20 protein-coding genes are annotated in these 19356 nt (G+C 70.8%); 7 read left to right on the top strand and 13 right to left on the bottom strand.

The window, feature by feature from the left end; translation table 11 throughout:
- Nucleotides 1-19: 19 nt before the first annotated feature.
- Complete coding sequence (locus RYH80_RS05585; protein WP_370902867.1) at nt 20-733, top strand: helix-turn-helix domain-containing protein; 714 nt, start codon at nt 20-22, stop codon at nt 731-733.
- 45 nt (nt 734-778) lie between these two features.
- Here RYH80_RS05585 and RYH80_RS05580 read toward each other — a convergent pair whose 3' ends face one another.
- Nucleotides 779-1891, bottom strand: coding sequence for a hypothetical protein (locus tag RYH80_RS05580; RefSeq protein ID WP_370902866.1), 1113 nt, complete (start codon nt 1889-1891; stop codon nt 779-781).
- A 191-nt stretch (nt 1892-2082) separates the two neighbouring features.
- Here RYH80_RS05580 and RYH80_RS05575 point away from each other — a divergent pair, with 191 nt between their 5' ends.
- The 5 genes from RYH80_RS05575 to RYH80_RS05555 all read left to right on the top strand — a co-directional run bounded on the left by RYH80_RS05575 (nt 2083) and on the right by RYH80_RS05555 (nt 6182).
- Nucleotides 2083-2721: a hypothetical protein gene (locus RYH80_RS05575; protein WP_370902865.1), complete on the top strand. Its 639-nt coding sequence runs from the start codon at nt 2083-2085 to the stop codon at nt 2719-2721.
- An 87-nt stretch (nt 2722-2808) separates the two neighbouring features.
- Nucleotides 2809-3474 carry a DUF2238 domain-containing protein gene (locus RYH80_RS05570; protein ID WP_370902864.1) on the top strand — a complete coding sequence of 222 codons (666 nt, stop codon included), beginning with the start codon at nt 2809-2811 and terminating at the stop codon, nt 3472-3474.
- A 48-nt stretch (nt 3475-3522) separates the two neighbouring features.
- Complete coding sequence (locus tag RYH80_RS05565; protein WP_370902863.1) at nt 3523-3738, top strand: HVO_2523 family zinc finger protein; 216 nt, start codon at nt 3523-3525, stop codon at nt 3736-3738.
- A 117-nt stretch (nt 3739-3855) separates the two neighbouring features.
- Complete coding sequence (locus RYH80_RS05560) at nt 3856-4782, top strand: eIF2B alpha/beta/delta subunit family protein (protein ID WP_370902862.1); 927 nt, start codon at nt 3856-3858, stop codon at nt 4780-4782.
- 86 nt (nt 4783-4868) lie between these two features.
- The gene (locus RYH80_RS05555; RefSeq protein ID WP_370904661.1) at nt 4869-6182 is read left to right on the top strand and encodes a phosphopantothenoylcysteine decarboxylase domain-containing protein; all 1314 of its coding nucleotides are present in this window, start codon (nt 4869-4871) and stop codon (nt 6180-6182) included.
- A 52-nt stretch (nt 6183-6234) separates the two neighbouring features.
- On the opposite strand, the gene RYH80_RS05550 is transcribed toward RYH80_RS05555, so the two are convergent.
- From RYH80_RS05550 to RYH80_RS05500, 11 genes are all read right to left on the bottom strand, one after another.
- Nucleotides 6235-6447 carry a YgaP-like transmembrane domain gene (locus RYH80_RS05550; protein WP_370902861.1) on the bottom strand — a complete coding sequence of 71 codons (213 nt, stop codon included), beginning with the start codon at nt 6445-6447 and terminating at the stop codon, nt 6235-6237.
- Nucleotides 6448-6490: 43 nt separating this feature from the next.
- The gene (mnhG, locus tag RYH80_RS05545) at nt 6491-6877 is read right to left on the bottom strand and encodes a monovalent cation/H(+) antiporter subunit G (RefSeq protein WP_370902860.1); all 387 of its coding nucleotides are present in this window, start codon (nt 6875-6877) and stop codon (nt 6491-6493) included.
- Nucleotides 6878-7001: 124 nt separating this feature from the next.
- Entirely contained in the window at nt 7002-7298 is a 297-nt protein-coding gene (locus RYH80_RS05540) for an MrpF/PhaF family protein (protein ID WP_370902859.1), read from the bottom strand.
- The gene (locus RYH80_RS05535) at nt 7291-7965 is read right to left on the bottom strand and encodes a Na+/H+ antiporter subunit E (protein WP_370904660.1); all 675 of its coding nucleotides are present in this window, start codon (nt 7963-7965) and stop codon (nt 7291-7293) included. The genes RYH80_RS05540 and RYH80_RS05535 overlap by 8 nt, the downstream gene beginning before the upstream one ends.
- Nucleotides 7962-9788, bottom strand: a complete 1827-nt coding sequence (locus RYH80_RS05530; RefSeq protein ID WP_370902858.1) for a complex I subunit 5 family protein — start codon at nt 9786-9788, stop codon at nt 7962-7964. The genes RYH80_RS05535 and RYH80_RS05530 overlap by 4 nt, the downstream gene beginning before the upstream one ends.
- Entirely contained in the window at nt 9785-10126 is a 342-nt protein-coding gene (locus RYH80_RS05525) for a sodium:proton antiporter (protein WP_370902857.1), read from the bottom strand. The genes RYH80_RS05530 and RYH80_RS05525 overlap by 4 nt, the downstream gene beginning before the upstream one ends.
- A complete protein-coding gene (locus RYH80_RS05520; protein ID WP_370904659.1) occupies nt 10123-10566 on the bottom strand; it encodes an MnhB domain-containing protein in 444 nt (147 codons plus the stop codon). The genes RYH80_RS05525 and RYH80_RS05520 overlap by 4 nt, the downstream gene beginning before the upstream one ends.
- Nucleotides 10567-10796: 230 nt before the next feature.
- Complete coding sequence (mbhE, locus tag RYH80_RS05515) at nt 10797-13244, bottom strand: hydrogen gas-evolving membrane-bound hydrogenase subunit E (protein WP_370902856.1); 2448 nt, start codon at nt 13242-13244, stop codon at nt 10797-10799.
- A gap of 469 nt (nt 13245-13713) precedes the next feature.
- Entirely contained in the window at nt 13714-14199 is a 486-nt protein-coding gene (locus RYH80_RS05510; protein WP_370902855.1) for a redoxin domain-containing protein, read from the bottom strand.
- Nucleotides 14200-14319: 120 nt separating this feature from the next.
- Nucleotides 14320-15846 carry a mechanosensitive ion channel family protein gene (locus tag RYH80_RS05505; protein WP_370902854.1) on the bottom strand — a complete coding sequence of 509 codons (1527 nt, stop codon included), beginning with the start codon at nt 15844-15846 and terminating at the stop codon, nt 14320-14322.
- A gap of 100 nt (nt 15847-15946) precedes the next feature.
- Nucleotides 15947-17653, bottom strand: coding sequence for a tRNA uridine(34) 5-carboxymethylaminomethyl modification radical SAM/GNAT enzyme Elp3 (locus tag RYH80_RS05500; RefSeq protein WP_370902853.1), 1707 nt, complete (start codon nt 17651-17653; stop codon nt 15947-15949).
- A 223-nt stretch (nt 17654-17876) separates the two neighbouring features.
- On the opposite strand from RYH80_RS05500, the gene RYH80_RS05495 reads away from it, so the two are divergent.
- Nucleotides 17877-18311 carry a DUF7575 domain-containing protein gene (locus RYH80_RS05495; RefSeq protein ID WP_370902852.1) on the top strand — a complete coding sequence of 145 codons (435 nt, stop codon included), beginning with the start codon at nt 17877-17879 and terminating at the stop codon, nt 18309-18311.
- A gap of 36 nt (nt 18312-18347) precedes the next feature.
- Here RYH80_RS05495 and RYH80_RS05490 read toward each other — a convergent pair whose 3' ends face one another.
- On the bottom strand, nt 18348-19292 hold the full coding sequence (locus RYH80_RS05490; RefSeq protein ID WP_370902851.1) for a DUF7351 domain-containing protein: 945 nt from the start codon (nt 19290-19292) through the stop codon (nt 18348-18350).
- Nucleotides 19293-19356 lie beyond the last annotated feature (64 nt).

Here is a 19356-nt window from a genome sequence, read left to right as displayed (position 1 = left end):
AGCTCGCGAGGGTACGGGTATGATCGACACGACACTGGACATGGAGCAGTACGACTGTCCGTTCATCGACACGACGGCGGACCACGAGGTCGCCTTCTCCGCCGTCCAGTGGGACTTCGACACCGCGACGGAGTCGTTGGAGACGCGGATGGTCGTCGAGGGGGAGGGACGCGAGGCGTTGGCGTCGGGGCTCGCCTCGCTGCGCGACCACGACAACATGGGAGAGTACGAACTCCTGCGGAAGACCGGTGGGGTGGCTCAGATCCGGACCGTGATCGAACAGACGGCGGCGATGGAGACGATCCGCGACGGCGGCGGCTACATCACCGGGCCGTTCTACGTCGAGGACGGCAGCGAACTGTGGCACGTCGGGTTCGACGACCGCGCGGACGAGGACGGGACCCTCTCCCGGCTGGACCGGCACAACGAGTTCGACGTGGTCGACCGCGAGGAGCCGGAGCTCCCGGAGCTCCAGGAGTTCGTCCAGAACGCCGGGGCGGCGATGACGCTCGTCGAGGGGTGTCGGGACCTCTCGACGGTCGAACGCGAGACACTGGAGACGGCCGCCAGCGAGGGGTACTTCGAGAGCCCGCGTTCGGCGACGCTGGGGACGCTCGCCGACGAGTTCGACGTGTCCAAGCCGGCCGTCTCGAAGAACCTCCGGCGCGGACAGCGGAAGATGCTCGAACGAGTCGTCGACGCCCTGGACGAACTCGACGGCTCGGGGCCGTGACGCGGTGCTCACTCGCTCGACGCGAGACGAACCCCTCCACCCGACTCAGCGGAACAGCGCGGTGGCGGAGCCGTCGTGGTCGAGGTACGAGCCGTTCTCCAACGCGTAGTAGTCGTCGTAGCCGGACCAGCCGCTCGCGTCGTCGAACACACCCTCGACGTGCTCTTCGGCGTCCTCGTGGGAGACCGCGTCGTGAGGGACGGCGTCGTCGACGTGTGCCGAACAGGAGGTGTGGCCGCCGAACTCCCAGAACTTGGCGTGTTTCCGTCCGAGGAAGCCGAACGTACCGGTGGCGGCGGAGTCGTCTTGGGTCCGGAACGCCTCGCGGCTGCTGTCGTAGCCGTACCGGTCGTACTGGATCACGTACCCGGTGTAGCCGTTCGACGTGAGCGTCCCGACCACGTCCGCCATCGGCTCGTCGCTGATCACGTTCATCGGCGCGGTCCGCTCGAACAACCCGTCGATCTGCTCGTACTCGTACACGCCGAACGCGTAGTCTGACTCCCGGGCCAGCCCGTCGCTCGCTGCGGTCACGTCGATCGCCGTCTCTCGCCGAGGCGACTCGCCGTCCGGGACGACGACTCCTCCGGCAGAGGGGTCGTCGGGTACGACTGCGGGCGCGGTGTCGCGACTCGCCGCGTCGCGACGGAACGCCTCGCGCCACTCGCCCGGCTTCGCGATCGGTGCCGACCAGTCGTCGTTGCGGGTGAGTGTCCGCCGTTCCGGGAGGTCGTCCGCCTCCGGCTCCGGGCGGTCGAAGGTGATCCGTCGCTGGATCGTCCCGCGGTCGATCCCGTAGCGGCGCTTCAGTGCGGGTGCCGACTTCACCAGCTTCACGTCGACGTGGTCTCGCCGGACCTTCGTCTGCTGTGCCTGTCGTCCCTCTACGCGGAACCGCTCGTGCGGGTGAGGCGGTCGCTCGCCGTCGTTCCCACGGCTCCCGACGACGCTCGCCCGGCTCGCGAGTGCCGTCTGGCTCGCGACGCCCGCCGTCGCGACGAGTCCCGCCGTGGTCGCCAGTACGTCCCGTCGGGTCCGCTGCCGTCCGTCTCGTCGCGACTCGCCCGCCCGCCCGCGCTCCGCTCGGCTCCGCTCGCGGTCGTCGTCCGTTCGACTCGGCTCGCCACCGCTCGTCGGCTCGGTCGTGTCGTCCGTCATGCCAGCGACGGACTGCACGGTGACGAGTGTAATAAGTCTGTGTACGAGTTGTGTGAACGTTCGGTAGTGGAACGTACCCGTCCGGAGCGGTTCGTGGCGGTGCCGGAGGCGGCGAACGGGACCGGCGGAGAGGTGGTGGTAGTGGTGGTCGTGGGGAACCGTTTTGCCCGGGCGCCGCGGTACGGTGTGGTATGGCTCGGTCGACACTGCGCGACGTGGTGGAACGACGGCGAGTCAACGCCGCGCTCGCGTGGGTGGTGGTCGCGTTCCTCGGTGGTGCGGCGGTCGTCACGACACTGCGCGGGGACCTGGTCTCGGGTGGGTTCGTCGCCCTCGTCGCGGCGCTGGCTGCCGTCCCGCCCGTCGCGACGCGGCACCCGCTGGCGATGCTCCCGTGGGAGGTGCTCGCGCTGGCGGCGCTGCCGGTGGTCGGGCGGACACTCGTCGCCGGAGAGAGGCTGTTCGGACTCCCGCTGTCCGGACGGGTGACGACGTTCTTCGCCGTCGCCGCCGTCGCACTCGTCGTCGCGGTGGAACTGGACGTGTTCACACCCGTCCGCATGAACGAACCGTTCGCGGTGTTCTTCGTCGTGTTGACTACGACTGCCGCCGCCGGCCTGTGGGCGTTGGCGCGGTGGCTCTCGGACACCCTGCTGGGAACGCGACTCCTGTTGGACGGCCGGCCGGAGCACGCCGTCGAGACGGCGCTGATGTGGGACTTCGTCGCCGCGACGTTCGTCGGGCTCCTCGCCGGCGTCGCGTTCGAGGTGTACTTCCGCCGCCGCGCGGGTGGCTCCGAGCGCCTCCCCCCGGAGGTGGTGGAGTCGTGAGTCGTCTCCCGTCCTCTCGCCAACGGGTGGAGGTGGTGGAGTCGTGAGTCGTCTCCCGTTCTCCCGCCCACGAGTGGAGGTGGTGGCGTGAGAGTTCGCGACCGCCTCGGGGTCTCGCCACGTCGCCAGCGGCAGCTGTCCCGGGCGATGCAGTTGGCGCTGGTGGGAATCGTGTTCATCGGGCTCGACCGGCGGAGTCTCGGGATCGTCGTCAACGCCGGCGTCGCGCTGGCGGTGACGTACGTCCCGGCGATCCTCGAACGCGACTACGAGGTGCCGATGGACGCCGGGTTGACGCTGTGGATCACCGCCGCCGTCTTCCTCCACGCCTTCGGCGTCGTCGGCATCCCCGGTACCGAGGGGAGTTTCTACCGCGACCTCTGGTGGTGGGACCACCTCACCCACGCGCTGTCGTCGTCCGTCGTCGCCGGCGTCGGCTACACCGTCGTCCGCGGGATCGACGAACACACGGAGTCGATCTCCCTCCCGCCGCGGTTCACGTTCGTCTTCGTCGTCGTCTTCGTCGCCGCCTTCGGCGTCTTCTGGGAGGTGATCGAGTTCGCGCTCGGTGGCCTCTCCTCGCTCACCGGCTCCGGACAGGTGTTGACGCAGTACGGCCTCGGCGACACGATGCTCGACCTGCTGTTCGACCTGGTCGGCGGCGTCGCCGTCGGCCTGTACGGGACGGCCCACCTCACGGACCTCTCCGGCGAGGTGGCGGCGCGGTTGGATCGCTACCGCAGCGGGTCGTAGCCGGCGCGGGGCGACACCCACTTGTCGGCGGGCGTTCTGTGTGAGTGTGTGACCGAGGAGGGTTCCGAGTCCGACGGGGGTGTGGCCGGCGGGGACGCTGGGGGTAGTGACGTGTGTGCGCGTGTCGGCGAGGAGAGTGCGGCGGCGCGCGAGGACCACGGGCGGCCCTGTCCGCAGTGTGGCGCGACGTTGGTCCACCGCCACTGCGAGTACGTCTGTCCGAACCACGGCGTGATCATGGACTGTTCGGACACGTTCTACTAGATTACGGGAAGCCTCGGGGCTTCCTGAGAGACAGTCTCGTCCAGTGGCTCACCCGTATCTGAACACTACCCCGCGCGCCACCCGAGGAGTGAAGACGGTCGCTGTCGAACGGCGACCATGATCGACGAGACGGTCGCGGAGATTCGCGAGATGCAGACCCACTCCTCGTCGGTGGTCGCGGTGAAGGCGACGCGGGCGCTGACGGAGCTCGTCGAGCGGGAGTACGCGACCTTAGAGGAGTTCGAGCGGGACCTCGAACACAACACCGGGGTGCTCCGGCGGGCGAACCCCTCGCACGCCTCGCTCCACCGGGCGATGCGGGAGGTGTCCGACAGCGTCGCGGGCGTCGCAGACACGACGGCCGAGGCGAAGGAGCTCCTCGAAGAGACCGTCGAGCGGGTCACCGAGCGGATCGAGGCGGGCAAGCGGGGTGCGGCGGCCGTCGCCGCGGAGACGATCGCCGACGGGGAGACGATCTTCACACACGACTACTCCTCGACCGTGCTGGAGGCGATCGAGACGGCCGTGACGGAGGGGGCACACCTGACGGTGTACGTATCCGAGGCGCGGCCGCGGTACCTCGGACGGAAGACGGCGCGCCACCTCGCGGCGATCGACCCGATCGAAGTCCACCTGACGACGGACGCCGGTGCGGGGTACGTCCTGCCGGAGTGTGATCGTGTGCTCGTCGGGATGGACTGTGTCGTCGGCGGGGACTTCTACAACCGGATCGGGACGTTCCCGGTGGCGACGGCCGCCGACCGGCGGGACGTGCCGGTGGACGTGGTCGGCTCGGGGACGAAGGTGGTCGGCGACGGGTTCCGGTTCGAGAACGAGTTCCGACCCCCGTACGAGGTGATGCGGGAACCCGTCGAGGACGTGACGATCGAGAATCCCGCCTACGAGGCGACGCCGATCGACCTGCTGGACCGCGTGCTCACCGACGAGGGCGTGCGCGTCCCGACCGAGGACGGGTTGAGCGAGCCGACGCCGCTGGCGGAGACGGACGCCGCCGCGGCGGAGCCACCAGGGTCGGACGGATGACGGGCGGCGAGGACGCGGAGAACGCGGAGGGGGTAGACCGTGACGACTCGCCGGCCGCTGCGGACGCCCCCAATCGGGCGAGCGACCTGCTCGCGGACACGAACGTCGCCTTGGGGATCACGGGGAGTATCGCGGCGGTGAAGACGGTCGAGTTGGCCCACGAACTCAGACGCCACGGCGCCGCGGTCCGTGGGGTGACGACGGAGTCGGCGCGTGGCATCCTCCACCCGTGGGCGGTCGAGTTCGCCACCGACCGGCCGGTCGTGACGGAGATCACCGGTGCGGTCGAACACGTCGAGTTGTGTGGGCGCGACGGCTGGGCGGACGTGTTGCTCGTCGCGCCGGCGACGGCCAACACCGTCGGGAAGATCGCCGCCGCGATCGACGACTCGCCGGTGACGACGTGTGCGACGACCGCACTCGGCGCGGGCGTCCCGACGGTGGTCGTGCCGGCGATGCACGAGCCGATGTACGACCACCCCGGCGTGAGCGAGGCGCTTGACACCCTCGGCTCGTGGGGCGTCCGGTTCGTCGACCCGCGGATCGAGGAGGGGAAGGCGAAGATCGCGAGCGAGGCGGACGTGGTGACGGAGACGGCACGCGCCGCCGCGACCGTCGGCGCCGGCGTCGGTGCCACTGTCCCGTCGGCGCGCGGCGACGACGCGACCGAGACGGGTTCTGACACTGGGTCGGGGACGACTGCAGGAGAGACGGCGCCGAGCGAGGCTCCACCGAGCGCCGGACGCGGGCCACTCGCGGGGCGGCACGTCGTCGTCACGGCCGGCGCGACGAGCGAGTCCGTCGACCCGATCCGGGTGTTGACGAACCGCGCCTCCGGCCGGACGGGGCGTGCGGTGGCGCGCGCCTGCTACGCGGCGGGCGCGACGGTGACACTGGTCCACGACGGCCCGGCGGTCCAGTGGGCCGACACCAGACGGGTGGAGTCGGCGGCGGAGATGACGGCGGCGGTACTCGACGCCTGCGACGAGCGAGCCGTCGACGCGCTCGTCTCGGCGGCGGCGATCGCCGACTACACCCCGACGGCGGCCGACGAGAAGATCCGCTCCGGCCAGGCGTCGCTGACACTCGAACTGGCACCGACGCCGAAGCTGATCGACGAGGTCCGCGACCGGCACCCGTCGCTGCCGATCGTCGGCTTCAAAGCCGAGACGGAGGGGGACGACGAGGCGCTGGTCGCACGGGCCCGCGAGACGCTGACGCGCGCCGAGTTGGCGTTCGTCGTCGCCAACGACGCGAGCGTCATGCGGGAGGCGGAGACGCGGACGCTGTTCGTCCGCGACCCGGAGACGCCCGTCGCGGAGTTCGTCGGCACGAAGGGGGCACTCGGCACTCGCGTCGCCGCCGAACTGGCCCGCGAGTTCCGTGGTGACGCCGAGTGACGCCCCGGCCGGACGTGATCGTGGCCGAACGGACCGTTCGCCCGTCGCGACCTCAGTCTCGCGTGCTCACGCCGAGCAGTCGGTAGAGCCCACACCGACAGGTCAACCCGTTCGCGAGCAGCGCGACGGCGGCGACGCCGGCGTAGGACGCGTACCGATCCGGGACGGCGACGGCGTCGACCAGCACGGCGACCGCGAGCAGACCGGCGAGTGCGCCGAGCACGATCCTGATCCGGCTGTCGCGTCGACTCAGGTTCTTCTGCACGGAGGGGAGAAGGGACCGCAGCGACGAGAGGTTGTCGGCCGGCTCAGTCGCCGTCGGCGGGCGGCCCGGACTCCACGTCGTCGTCGCCCGGCCAGGTGACGCCCGGTTCGAACTCGACGCCCATCCGTTCGGCCGCCCGCGAGATCAGGTGACCGCCGGTCGGGGCTGTGACGAAGAGGAAGAACACCGTCACGAGCGCCTTCAGGCCGTTGCCGGCGGGGCCGAAGTACACCCACGCCGCCAGCGCCATCGACGCCGCACCGAGCGTCGTCGCCTTCGAGGTGGCGTGCAGCCGGTTGTAGACGTTCGGCAGTCGCACGAGCCCGACGGTCCCCGAGACGAGGAACAACGCGCCGACGGCGAGCAACACGACGATCAACACCGCCCCGAGGAGACCGGGTGGGGCGGTCTCGACGCCTCCCCCCGCCATCAGCGACCACCTCCGGTGAGTGTGGCGGTTCTCGCCGGTGTCCCCGCCGTGTCCGTGTCTGTGTCCGTGCCCGTGTCCGTGGCTCCGTCCCGACGACTCCCTCGATCGCAGTGTGTGTGTCGTGTCATTCGACGATGTCCCCCTCCGTGACGTACCGCGCCACGGTGACGGTGCTGATGAAGCCGATGATCGCCAAGACGAGCCCCACGTCGAGGAAGTACCCCCGACCGCTCGCCATCGCGTAGACGACGGCGACCGCGACGACGTTCGTCCCGATGGTGTCGAGCGCGACCACGCGATCCGGCGTCGTCGGCCCGACGATCACCCGGTAGCTCGCGACGAGCGTCAACAGCGCCGACAGCGCCAGCGCCGCGGTCAAGAGGAGTTCCAGACTCACCGGCCCCGGCAACGGATCAGCCATCCGTCTCACCTCCGTCGGCCGCGTCGTGTGAGTCGTCCGGCGTGGCGCCGCCGTCCGTGGCCCGACTGTCGGCGGACTCACCGTCCGTCGTGTCGTCCCCGACCGGTCGACCGCCGTCGGTGGCACCCTCGCGTTCGGGGACGGGGTCACCGGGTTTCAGGTCTTCGTCGAAGATCGCCAGCGCGTAGTCCTCCCAGGTCCGGATCGTGTCCAGCAGGTCGGCGGCGTCTTCGAGGTCGATACTGTGGACGTACAGCGTGTTGGTCTCGGCGTCGTAGTCCATCGTGAGTGTCCCCGGCGTGAGCGTGATACTGTTGGCGATGGTGGTGATCGCCGCGTCCGACCGCACCCGCAGCGGCACCGCCACCACGTCCGGCCGGATCGGCAGCGACGGCGACAACACGATCCGCGCCACGGCGAGGTTCGCGACGAGCAGCTCCTTCAGGAACGTCGCCACGTACAGCGCCGCTGCCGGCGCGACTCGCAGCGTCCGCTCGGTGACCTGTTCCCCGTAGAACCGCCGGAGGCCGTACGCGACGGGGAGGCCGACACCGAGGCCGATCAGTCCCTCCTCGACCAGCCGGACCGGCGGCGACACGGGGACGCCGCGGACGAACAGCCACAACACGGCCAGCAGGAGGCCGTTGACGAGCCAGCGACGCATCAGCCGTCACCCCCGTCGGCCGCGGCCGTCTCGTCGGCCGGCACGCCGTCGACACCACCCTCCGGTACGACCGCCTCGACGTAGCCGGTCGTGTCCGTCGCCGCCTCGCCGGCCGCGGCGGCGGCGTCGACGATCACGTCTGCGCCGAGGCCGAGTCCGACCAGCGACACCGCCAGCGTCGCCACCACGACCGTCTCGACGGCCAGCGTCGTCCGACTCGCCGTCGCGACGCTCCCGCCGGCGTCGGCGTCCGCGCCCGCGTGGTCGTCGCCCGCTGCCCCTGCCGCCTCCGCCGTCGCGCCCGCGGACTCGCCGCCGTCCGCGGCGGTGGCCGTCGGCTCTCGCCGCCCGGCCGCCCACCGCTCGGGGACGGCCGTCTCGACGAGCGTCGACGGCTCGCCCCAGAAGACCGCGTTCCAGGCGCGAGTGACGTACGCGATGGTGAACACCGCACCGAGCAGTGTCGCCGCGAGTCCGAGCCACGCGAGTGTCGCCGCCGTCCCGGCACCGACCGCCCCGGCGACGACGGAGACGCGGAACACGAGCAGTTTCCCGAAGAAGCCGATCAGCGGCGGGACGCCGATCAGCGACAGGCCGCCGAGCAGGAACGCCGTCGCGAGCACCGGGGTCCGGCGGGCGAGCCCGCCCAGATCCGCGAACCGCGTGGAGCCGACGGCGTCCGCGAGCGTCCCGGCGACGAGGAACAACAGGCCCTTCGCGACCGCGTGGTTGAACGAGTACACCAACGCCGCCGCGACGCCGAACGCCGCCAGCGTCTCGCCGGGCACCGTCTCCGGCACGGCGGCGGCGGGTGCCAGCGCGGCGACGCCCAGCGGGACGACGACGAACCCGATCTGTGCGACCGAGGAGAACGCCAGCAGTTCCTCGACGCGGTCGCGTCCGACGGCCGCGAGGCCGCCGTACACCGCGGAGGCGGCGCCGGTCGCGAGCAACACCGGCCCGACGTAGTCCAGCGCCGTCCCACCCGCGTACTCGGCGGCGGCGAAGACGGTGAAGAACAGCCGGATCACGGCGTAGACCCCCACCTTCTTCACCGCGCCGGCCAGCACCGCCGTCACCGGTGCGGGGGCGGCGTCGTACGCCGCGGGCACCCAGAAGTGGAACGGGACGATCCCCGCCTTCAGCGCGAACACCGCGAGCAGGAGTGCCGCGAGCCCCAGCGTCGGGGCGACGGCCACGTCGTAGGCGGCCGGCTCCGCGAGTCGCCGCGCCATCGCGGCCATGTTCAGTGTCCCCGTCGTGGCGTACAGCCCACCGATGGCGACGAGCATCACCGCGCTGCCCAGCAGGTTCAACACGACGTAGGTGAGCGCCGCGCGGGTGTGTTTCGGACCGGAGTAGAACGTCACCAGCACGTAACTCGACATCAGCATCACCTCGAACCAGACGAAGAGGTTGAACACGTCGCCGGTGAGGAACGCCCCCGAGACCCCCGCGACCATGAAGTGGTACAGCGGGTGGAAGGAGAGCCGCTGTCCGAACTCGTCGACGTTCACGACGGCGAAGACGAGCGCCGGTAGCGTCACCACACCCGCCAGCCCGAGCAGCGACGCCGACAGTGCGTCCGCGACCAGTGTGATCCCGTACGGCGCCGGCCAGTTCGAGAGGTAGTACGGCAACACGCCGCTGCCGTCGACCACCACGCGCTCGAACAACAGCAGCGTCGCCGCGGTGTAGCCGACGGCGCCGACGAGACTCACCGCTCGCTCGACCCGGAGGTCGAACCGCGCCAGCAACGACGCGATCGCCGTCCCGAGCGCGACCAGCAGCGGGGCGACGACGAGCGGGTCGTTGACGGTCGTCACAGTCCCTCACCTCCCAGGTCGTACACGTCGATGGTGCCGTGTTCCTCGTAGACGCGGTAGGTCAACACCAGCGCCAGCGCGGTGGTGCCGAACCCGATCACGATGGCGGTGAGCACCAGCGCCTGGACGAGCGGGTCCGTCGGCGGCCCCAACTCGCCGCGGAAGTCGCCGATGGGTGCCGGGCCGACGAGTCCCCCCATCGTCACGAGGTAGACGTTCGCGGCCTGCGAGACGATGGCGACGCCCCACACGACCCGGACAACGTCGCGCCGGAGCACGAGGAACGTCCCCAGTGCGAACAGCAGTCCGAGCACGCCCGCGAGCAGCCACTGGGTCATTCCTCACCCACCTCCGCGACGACGGTGAGGATCCCCCCGACGACGACGCCGTACACCCCGAGGTCGAACGCGAGCGCCGAGGCCACCTCCAACTCCCCGTAGATCGGGATGCCGTGGGGGAACGCGACGCCCTGCGTGAGGAACGGCAACCCGAACAGGATCGGCACCGCGCCGCTGCCGGCCGCCAGCGCCAGCCCCCCGGCGAACAGCCACCGGTACCAGCCGGTCGGTCCGTGCGACTCTCCGTCCGTCGGCGAGAGGTCGAACAGCTGTGACTGGAGGAACTCCACCCCGAAGATCACGTACACGAGGATCGCGGCGGTGACGGTCAACACCCCGCCGATGAACCCGCCGCCCGGGCGGTTGTGGCCCTGGAACAACAGCGCCAGTGCCGTGACGATCACGATGGGCACGATCAGCCGGACGACGGTCCGCGCGATGACGGTCGTCCGGAGGTCGAACCCCTGTCCGGAGCGGCCCGACCGGACCGTATCGGCGTCGTCGGCCGTGCCGGCGGGCGTCCCGCCGTCGGGCGCGGCAGTGGGTGTCCCGCCGTCGGGCGCCCCCGCCGGCGCCCGGCCGTCGGCCGCGACTCGTCCGGTGGACGCCTCGTCCGACTCCGTAGCCCGTTCCGATACGCCCGCGGTCGTCCGTGTCGTGTCGTCTGTCGTCACGAAGACTCACCTCGCGTCCGCATCCGGATCAGTGTCAACACGGCCAGTGCGGCCATCGCCACGACGGCGATCTCCCCGAGCGTGTCCGTCGCACGGAGGTCGACCAGGATCACGTTGACGACGTTCGACCCGCCGCCGTAGTTCGTGAAGAACACCCCGTGCTCGCCCGGCGGGAGGTTCGCCCGCTCGACGAGCACGTCCGCCAGCGGGTCGGCCGGCGACGCCGCCGTCGACAGCGCCACCGTGACGAACACGGTGCCGCCGACCAACGCCGCCACCGCGCCGTCCCGCAGCGTCCGCAGCCGCGACGCCTCGCCGTAGAACGCCGGCAGCCGGTCCAACACCAACAGGAAGATCACGAGCACCAGCGTCTCGACGACCAACTGCGTCAACGCCAGGTCCGGCGCGTCCGCCAAGATGTAGAAGATCGCGACCATGAACCCGAGGATCGACAGCGTGAGCACGCCGGCGACGTGCGACGGCGCGCCGGTGACGGCCGCCGCACCGATCACCGCGACGAGCAACACCAACACGACCGCCGGCGTCGTTCCGCCGGGAACGGAGACGGCCGGCAGCGTCGCCGCGGCGAACAGGTAGCCACCGAGCGCCAGCACCGCCGTCCCGGCCATCGCCCACGTCGCGTACGTCCGGACGAGCCCCGTCTGTGCCCACGCGACCACACGCCGGCCGCTCGTCGTCACCCCGTCGACGCCGTTGTCGTACCACCAGTTCGCCCGCACCGGCCCCGAGAGGAGCCGCCGCACGCCGTGGTGGAGCCGGTCGTACTGCGGCCAGAGGACCGCCCCGACGGCGATGGTGATCGCGCTCATAATCACCGCCGGCTTCAGCTTCGTCGGCAGCCCGATGGAGAAGGAGTGTGCCTCCCCCGGCACCGCGCTGGCGTACACGTCGCCGACGAGCACGTCGATCGCCAACTGCGGGTCGACACTGATCACGGCCACCAGGACGGTCAGGACGGCCGGCGGCGCGAGCATCGCGAGTGGCGGCCGGTGGACGTGGCCCAGTCCCTCGGGGCGGTCCCCGAGGAACAGCGAGAGGAACTTCACGGAGTAGAGGAAGGTGAACACGCTCCCGAGCACGGCGACGACGGGGAACACCCACGCCGCGCCGCCGAGTGCGTGGCCCACCTCGTAGGTCGCCTCGAACAGCAACTCCTTCGAGTAGAACCCGTTGAACGGTGGGAGTCCTGCCATCGACAGCGACGCGACCCCGGCCATCACCGCCGTCACGGGGAGGTCGTGGCGCAGCCCACGCAGCCGGTCGATCTGCCGCGTACCGGCCTCGTGGGCGACGATCCCGGCGACGAGGAACAGCGTCGCCTTGAACGTCGCGTGGTTGAGCACGTGGAACGCGCCCGTCTCCGCACCCAGCGCGTTCGCCGCGCCGAACCCGGCCGCGATCAACCCGAGGTGCGAGGCGGTCGAGTACGCCAACAGCTCCTTGATGTCCGTCGCCGCCACCGCGAGCACGGCCGCGACGGTCATCGTCAGCAGTCCCAGCGAGAGGACGACCACCGACCACTCCGGGAGCAGCGCGGCCGTCTCGGCGGCGGTGGTCTCGGCCGCCTCGAACGCCGCGGTGCCGGTGCCCCCCTCGCCGAGGAAGAACGGCCGGAACCGCCCGAGGAGGTAGACGCCGGCCTTCACCATCGTCGCGGAGTGGAGGAACGCCGACACCGGCGTCGGCGCCTCCATCGCGTTCGGCAGCCAGACGTGGAACGGCACCTGCGCGGACTTCGTCGCCGCGCCGACCCCCACGAGCACCAACGCGGGGACGAGCAGCCCCGCCGCCCGCAGCGTCGCGGTCGTCTCCGCCGCCGTGGCGACCAGCGACCCCTCGCCCGCGATCAGCGTCGTCCCACCGGCCCACCCGAGCAGGAGGAACCCGGCGAGCATGAACAGCCCGCCGGCGACGGTGATCAGCATCGACTTCCGGGCCGCGTACTGGGAGTCGTCGGCGCTCGTGTAGTGGCCGATCAACAGGAACGACGAGAGACTCGTCAACTCCCAGAAGGTGAACAGCGCGAACAGGTCGCCCGCGAGCGCGACGCCCAGCATCGACCCCATGAACGCCAGCATCGTCGCGTAGTACTTCGCCTGCCCCGGCTCCCCGTGCATGTACCCCCCGGAGTACACCAACACGAGGACGCCGACCCCGGAGGCGAGGAAGGCGATCAACAACGCCAGCCCGTCGACGTACAGCGCCAGCGAGATCCCCAACGAGGGCACCCACTCGACCGCGTACCGGGTGCCGCCGTCGAGTCCCACACCGGCGGTGTACAGCCGCCCGACGAGCGCCAGACAGATCGCCGCCACGCCGGCCGCGTAGTAGGCGGTGCGCTCGCCCAGCAGTCTGTACACTGCCGGGGCCAGCGCCGCCCCCACGAACGGCAGGAAGACGACGGCCAGGACGATCTCTATCACACCCGGAGAGTGGTCCCGACGCAGACTTGAGTGTTGTCAAGCGCACCGACCTTTTTCACTCCTCGGGGTGGCCGGCGCCCTGCGCCGGCCACCCCGAGGAAAAAAGCTCGATCAAAAAGGGCCGCGAGCGCGCCGCTGGCGCGCTCGCGGTGGGTGTGCTGGCGGTGACCGCCCAGCACCGCGACCGCCTCCGCAACCGCCCCGCACCACACTGCACCGCCCCGCGACCGCCCAACACCACACCGCACCCCCCGCGACCGCTCCGCACCACACTGCACCGCCCCGCGACCGCCCAACACCACACCGCACCCCCCGCGACCGCTCCGCACCACACTGCACCGCCCCGCGACCGCCCAACACCACACCGCACCCCCCGCGACCGCTCCGCACCACACTGCACCGCCCCGCGACCGCGTCCGCACTGCATCCACCACGAGCACCTCCGCCACCGCACCGCTCCGCAGACGGATCAACTCTCGGCGGCGCGCGTCGCGGCGAGCACGTCCTCGTACGGCGGCTCCTGTCCAGGGTGGTCGGCGGCCCACGCGTACGTCACGGTTCCGCTCCCGTCGATCACGAACACGGACCGACGCGCCACGTCGTGGATCGCCAGATCCTCGAAGTCCGCCGTGACGCCGTACGCCTCCACGGCCGTGCGGTCGTGGTCGCCCACCAACGGGAACGACAACCCCTCCGCCTCCGCGAACGCACGCAACGCCCACGGGAGGTCGGTGCTGACACCCACGACCGTCCCGCCCGCGTCCGCGAACCGGTCCGCGTCGTCTTGAATCGCGCCGACCTCGTCGGTACACGTCCCCGAGAACGCCGCCGGGAAGAACGCCAGCACCACCGGTGCGTCCTCGAGTCGGTCCGACAGCGTCAGTGTCTCTAGTTCGCCCCCCGCCGTCGCCACGGACGCCGTGAAGTCCGGCGCGTCCTCACCCGCCTGGATCATACACTCGGCAGGGTCGTGAACCGCTAAAGTCTGCCGCTCTCGACGACACTGCACCACACCGCTCCGACACCGGACACCGCCGTCGGGCCGCCCGTACACGAGTCCAGACGACGGTACCGATCACTCGTCCGATCTGGACCGGCGCCCGGACTCCGAGTCTTCACTCCGGTCGCTCGCGGCCGTCCCGGAGCCGTCCGTCGCCGGCTCGGGGTCGCTCCCGTCGACGGGCGGCCGCCGCCGTGTCTCCTCGCCGTGGTGGGTCCCGTCGGCACCGTCTCGTCTCGGGTCGCCGTCTCCGCCCGTCTCGCCGTCTCGCCTCGTGTCACCCTCGCGGACACCCTCCTCCGCGACGGAGACGGACGCCTCGGCGCGGTCGCGCACGGCGAGCCCGCCGGTCTCCGGCCGCCCGGAGAGTTCCCGCTGCGGGAACGGGATCTTCACGTCCGCGGCCGCGAAGTGGTTCCGGATCGCCTGGACCACCGACGCCGTCGCCAACGCGCGGGTCCGGGCACTCGGGTTCTTGATCCAGAAGCGACACTCCAACACGACCGCCGAGTCGCCGAACGCCTTCGGCAACACCTGCGGGGTCGGCACCGACTCCACCTTGTCGGCGGTGCCGATGGCCGTCAGCGCCGTCTCGCGTGCCAGATCCAGGTCCGTCCCGTAGTCGACACCCACGTCCACGGAGAGTCGCAGCCGGTTCTGTTCGGTGTGGTTCGCGACCGTCGCGTTGCTCACCTGGTCGTTGGGCAACACGACGGTGTCACCCCACGCCGTCCGCAGCCGGGTGTTCATGATCGTGATGTCCGTCACCACGCCCTCCGTGTCGTCGATCTCGACCCAGTCGCCCAACTCGAACGGCCGCGAGAACATGATGACGAACCCGGCGATCAGCGACGACAGCGTCTGTTGGGCGGCGATCCCGACGACGATCCCGAGGAACCCGGCCCCGACGAGCAGGCCGTCCAGCGAGAAGTCCCAGACGGACAGCGTCGTCAACCCGACCGCGATCAGCAGCGAGACGCGCACCACCTGGAAGGCGATCCCCTGCTGGTGGCGGTTGATCAGCGTCGACGCCTCCGCGAACTCCTCCATCTTCGCCTCTAGGAGGTCCGCGGCGACGAGTGCCGCCGCGAACAGCACGACGGTGACGACCACCCGGCCGACGGTCGGCGCGGCGCTCCCGAACAGCGTCGCCAGATCGCTCGCCACGCCCGCGAACCCCCAGATCAACAGCGTCGACACCAGCGCGCTCACCCCGAGCACGACCTGGAGCGTCCGGAGTGCCAGCGACTCCGCGAGGACGTAGTCGTACGCCGCCTGCTCCTCGTCCGAGAACTCCCGGCCGAACCCGACGCGGGCGACGACCCGCCCGAGCAGCCGGAGCCCGCGCGGCAACACGACCAGGCCGCCGCCGACGGCGACGAGTAGCACCGCCAGCGTGGCGAGTACCCGCGACTCCGTACTCGCCAGCCCGCCGAAGAGGTCGCGTGCGACCGCCAACAGTTCCGCACCCACTCGCGCCAAGAGCCCGCCGGTCTCGGGACCGACGCCGCTCGGTCCGCCACCCGTCGCTCCTCCGCCGCCCGCTCCGCCACCCGTCGCTCCCGACCCCGTCGGCGTGGGCGTCGGACTCTCCTGCGTCACACGTCCACTCGGTCGCCGTCACGTATAAACTCGGCTGCCGTAGCGCTGCGAGTGCTCGCACCGAGCCTCCGACGAACCGCGCGCAGACCACCGGGTGAACTCACAGCCGGCGACTGACGTACGGACCGTCCTGGTAGTAGCCCAGCTTCTCGCGGTAGTACTCGCGGACGCCGATCCCGGAGATAACCGACAGCTTCTCGAAGCCGGCGTCGCGGGCCCGCTCCTCGGCGGCCTCCAACAGTCGCCGGCCGTAGCCGCGGTGTTGCCAGTCACCCTCCTCGTCGCCGAACGTCGCCGGCGAGCCGTAGACGTGGAGCTCCCGCACGAGGGCGGCGTCGCGCAGTTCCCGCCTGACCGGGTCTGTCTCGATCCGGTCCGTCCCCGGTGCCGCGTGCGAGTACGACGGGAACCGCAGCCGGCAGAACCCGACCAGCAGGTCTCGTTCGGTGTCCTCGAACGAGAGGAACTGTTCGAGTCCGCCGCCGGACTCGTACTCCAGCACCTGCAGTTCCACGTCGTCGGGGTCCGGCGTCGCGTCGTTGTGGCCCACCTCGCGTGCCCGGATGTCCGAGAGCGTGTACCCCTTGTCCGCGGCGCGCTGGGCGGCCAACTGCCGGAGGTTCGACTTCCAGACGCCCGCGTCGATGAAGTCCGCCGGGATGTCGCGTTGGACGCGCTGGAGCCGACAGTACTTGGGGATACGGTCCATCACGTCCGCCAGCAGGTCCGCCGCCTGCTCGTTGTCCAGCGGGTCGAAGTCGTCGCGGCGCCACTGGTCGTACACGCGCGTCCCGCGGACGACGAGCGTCGGGTAGATCTTCAGGTAGTCCGGCCGCCAGTCCGGGTTCTCGAACAGGCGTCGGAAGTCCTCCCGCACCATCTGTTCGGTCATCCCGGGCTGGCCCGGCATCATGTGGAAGCCGACTTTGAACGCCGCGTCGCGCAGCCGCCGGTTGGCGTCCCGCGAGGCACCGACGCCGTGGCCGCGGTGCATCTCGCGGTTGATCCGCTCGTAGGTGGTCTGGACACCGACCTCCACCTTCGTCCCGCCGAGACGCAACATCCGGTCGATCTGCTCGGGGTCACACCAGTCTGGCTTCGTCTCGAAGGTGATCCCGACACAGCGCACGTCGCCCGTCTCGTTGCGCCGCTTCACGTCTTCGAGGTACTCGAAGTCGTACTCGTCGGGAGCCTGCGCGAACGACTCCCCCTCGGCGGGCGCCGGGTCCGAGTCCGTGTCGTACTCGTTCATCGCCTGCAGCGCCCGCTTGACGAACCACTCCTGGTAGTCGTGACTCCGGGCGGTCATCGTCCCGCCCATCAGGATCAGCTCCACCTTGTCCACCGGGTGGCCGATGTGGCGCAGTTGTTCGAGCCGCAGCGTCACCTGTCCGTACGGGTCGTAGTCGTTCTGTTTGCCGCGGGCCGCCGCCGGCTCGTGGCCCGTGTAGCTCTGTGCGCTGGAGAACTCCGAGGCGGGGCCGCCGGGACAGTAGAGACACTTCCCGTGGGGACACATGTGCGGGGAGGTCATGATCGCCACCGGCGAGACGCCGGAGGCGGTCCGGACGGGTTTGCGCTGGACGACCTCCTTCACGTCCTCGCGGCGGTCGTCGGGCGCCCGCTGGAGGATGTCCGTGTTCTTGGGCACCTTCGGGGAGGAGTAGTCGGAACACACCGACAGCTTGGCGGACTCCAAGTTCTCGCGGTCCACCTCCCCGTCGAGGATCCGGTCGACGAGCTCCTCGCAGACGCGTCGGAACGCCGCCGACTCCTCGGGCTCCCCGTCGCTCGCGGCCTCACTCATCACTCTCCGGTCGGCACGAGACGCGAATAAGCGTGTCGGAGCGGGCGACTCGCGGAGACGTGACGTGGCAGGGGTGTAACCCACGGAGACGTGCCGCGGCAGGGGGTGACTCGTGGCGACGCGACCCGGCAGCGAGCCGCCACCACCCGTCCACGAGCGACCCCACCGACACCGGTGAGACGGTGCCACAACGTTCAAACCCGCCTCTCTCCACTCTGGAGGCGTGAACCTCGCCCGACTCCGACGGCCGCTGATCGCGGGCGTGTTGAGTCTGCTCGTGGCCGGTGCCGGCCACCTCTACCTGCGACGCTACCGCCGTGCGGCCGGCTGGCTGCTCCTGACGGTCGCGACGAGCGCCCTGTTGGTCTCGCCCGAGGCCGCCCGCGGACTCCTCGATGGGGGGACCGTCGACGTGATCGAACTCGCGCCGGTGTACCTCGTCACGCTGGCGGGCGCACTCGACGCCGCCCGCACCGCGGACCGCGGCCAGCGGACCCTCTCCGTCTCCGCCGACGGCGAGTTGTTGACCTGTCCGGCCTGTGGCAACGACCTCGACCCCTCGCTCGACTTCTGTCACTGGTGTACGACGGACCTCGACCAGTTCACCGTCGTCCACCCGAACGAGCGCCCGCCCGACCGGGACGCTCCCGAGGAGTGAGCCGGACGCCGGGAACGAACGGCAGGAGGCAGGCTGTCAGTCTGCGGACTCCTCGACTACGGACAGCGTGTCGTCGACCGCAACCGTGCCGTCGCCGTCCGGCGACGGGAGTTCGACGAGCCACCCGTCCTCGCTGCGTCGCAGTCCGGTCGGGAGCCACCGCGTGGCCGCGAACCGCTCCCAACCGCCGGCCGGGAGCCGCTCGGCTAGGAGCCGCCGTACCGTCTGGTCGTCCGCCGCGGCGACGACCGGCGGTCCGAACCGCCACCGGTCACACGACTCGCAGGTCGTCACCGCCACCACCGGGACGACGCGGCCGCACGCCGCGCACGGCTCGGTGGGTCGCGGCTCGTAGTCCCACGTCTCCGGCGCCGGGTCGTGCGCCGCACACACCTGTAACTCCGTCCGGACGCGGCCACAACACTCCGGACACGTGCCGCCACCGCTCATCGCCGCCCGGTGTTCGAAGCGCCGCACTGCCACCGCCAGCAGCGCCGCCGCGTCGCGCGCCTCGACGGCCGACGGCGGCACGTCCATCGCCGCGTGGAGTCCGCCGGCGCCTCCGTCGCCGAACACCCCCGAGCAGTTCTCGCAGGTGACGACGAGGTGTTGGTCGTCGTACGCCACCCGCAACGGCCCCCCACACAGTCGACACGTCGTCTCGATCGGTCGTGGCTCGAACTCGGCACCGCCGGTGAGCGTCCCACGGTGGAGGAGTCGTGCGACCGCCCGTCCGGCCTCCCTGAGTTCGTAGCCCTCGTCGGTCCGCTCGACGAACCGCCCGACCAACTGTTCGAGGTGGTAGTTGAACCGTCCGCTGTCCTCGGCGCCCACGGCTCGTTGGAGGTCGGAGTACGACACCGCCGTCTCTCGGCCCCGCTCCGCCCGGACCACTGTGTACAGCTCCCGCAGGATCGACACCCGCGTCTCGTCGCTCAACGCACCGAACGCCGCCGCCTGCGCCGCCGTCTCCCCCGACACGCAGCACAGTTCGCCACTCGATCGTATAAATTCCTCGAATGTGGCAGATGAATCACACTGGGTG

Source organism: Halobaculum sp. MBLA0147, assembly GCF_041361345.1.
Taxonomy (GTDB): Archaea; Halobacteriota; Halobacteria; order Halobacteriales; family Haloferacaceae; genus JAHENP01.
Note: the sequence above shows the minus strand (reverse complement) of the source record. Positions and strands in the feature narration are given on the sequence as shown.

What these genes read in the sequence shown, in the direction of transcription:
- RYH80_RS05575 (WP_370902865.1), top strand. Translation starts at nt 2,083, where the DNA reads ATGGCTCGGTCGACACTGCGCGACGTGGTGGAACGACGGCGAGTCAAC.
- mnhG (WP_370902860.1), bottom strand. Translation starts at nt 6,877, where the DNA reads ATGGCGGGGGGAGGCGTCGAGACCGCCCCACCCGGTCTCCTCGGGGCG.
- RYH80_RS05580 (WP_370902866.1), bottom strand. Translation starts at nt 1,891, where the DNA reads ATGACGGACGACACGACCGAGCCGACGAGCGGTGGCGAGCCGAGTCGA.
- RYH80_RS05525 (WP_370902857.1), bottom strand. Translation starts at nt 10,126, where the DNA reads ATGACCCAGTGGCTGCTCGCGGGCGTGCTCGGACTGCTGTTCGCACTG.
- RYH80_RS05560 (WP_370902862.1), top strand. Translation starts at nt 3,856, where the DNA reads ATGATCGACGAGACGGTCGCGGAGATTCGCGAGATGCAGACCCACTCC.
- RYH80_RS05585 (WP_370902867.1), top strand. Translation starts at nt 20, where the DNA reads ATGATCGACACGACACTGGACATGGAGCAGTACGACTGTCCGTTCATC.
- RYH80_RS05540 (WP_370902859.1), bottom strand. Translation starts at nt 7,298, where the DNA reads ATGGCTGATCCGTTGCCGGGGCCGGTGAGTCTGGAACTCCTCTTGACC.
- RYH80_RS05510 (WP_370902855.1), bottom strand. Translation starts at nt 14,199, where the DNA reads ATGATCCAGGCGGGTGAGGACGCGCCGGACTTCACGGCGTCCGTGGCG.
- RYH80_RS05500 (WP_370902853.1), bottom strand. Translation starts at nt 17,653, where the DNA reads ATGAGTGAGGCCGCGAGCGACGGGGAGCCCGAGGAGTCGGCGGCGTTC.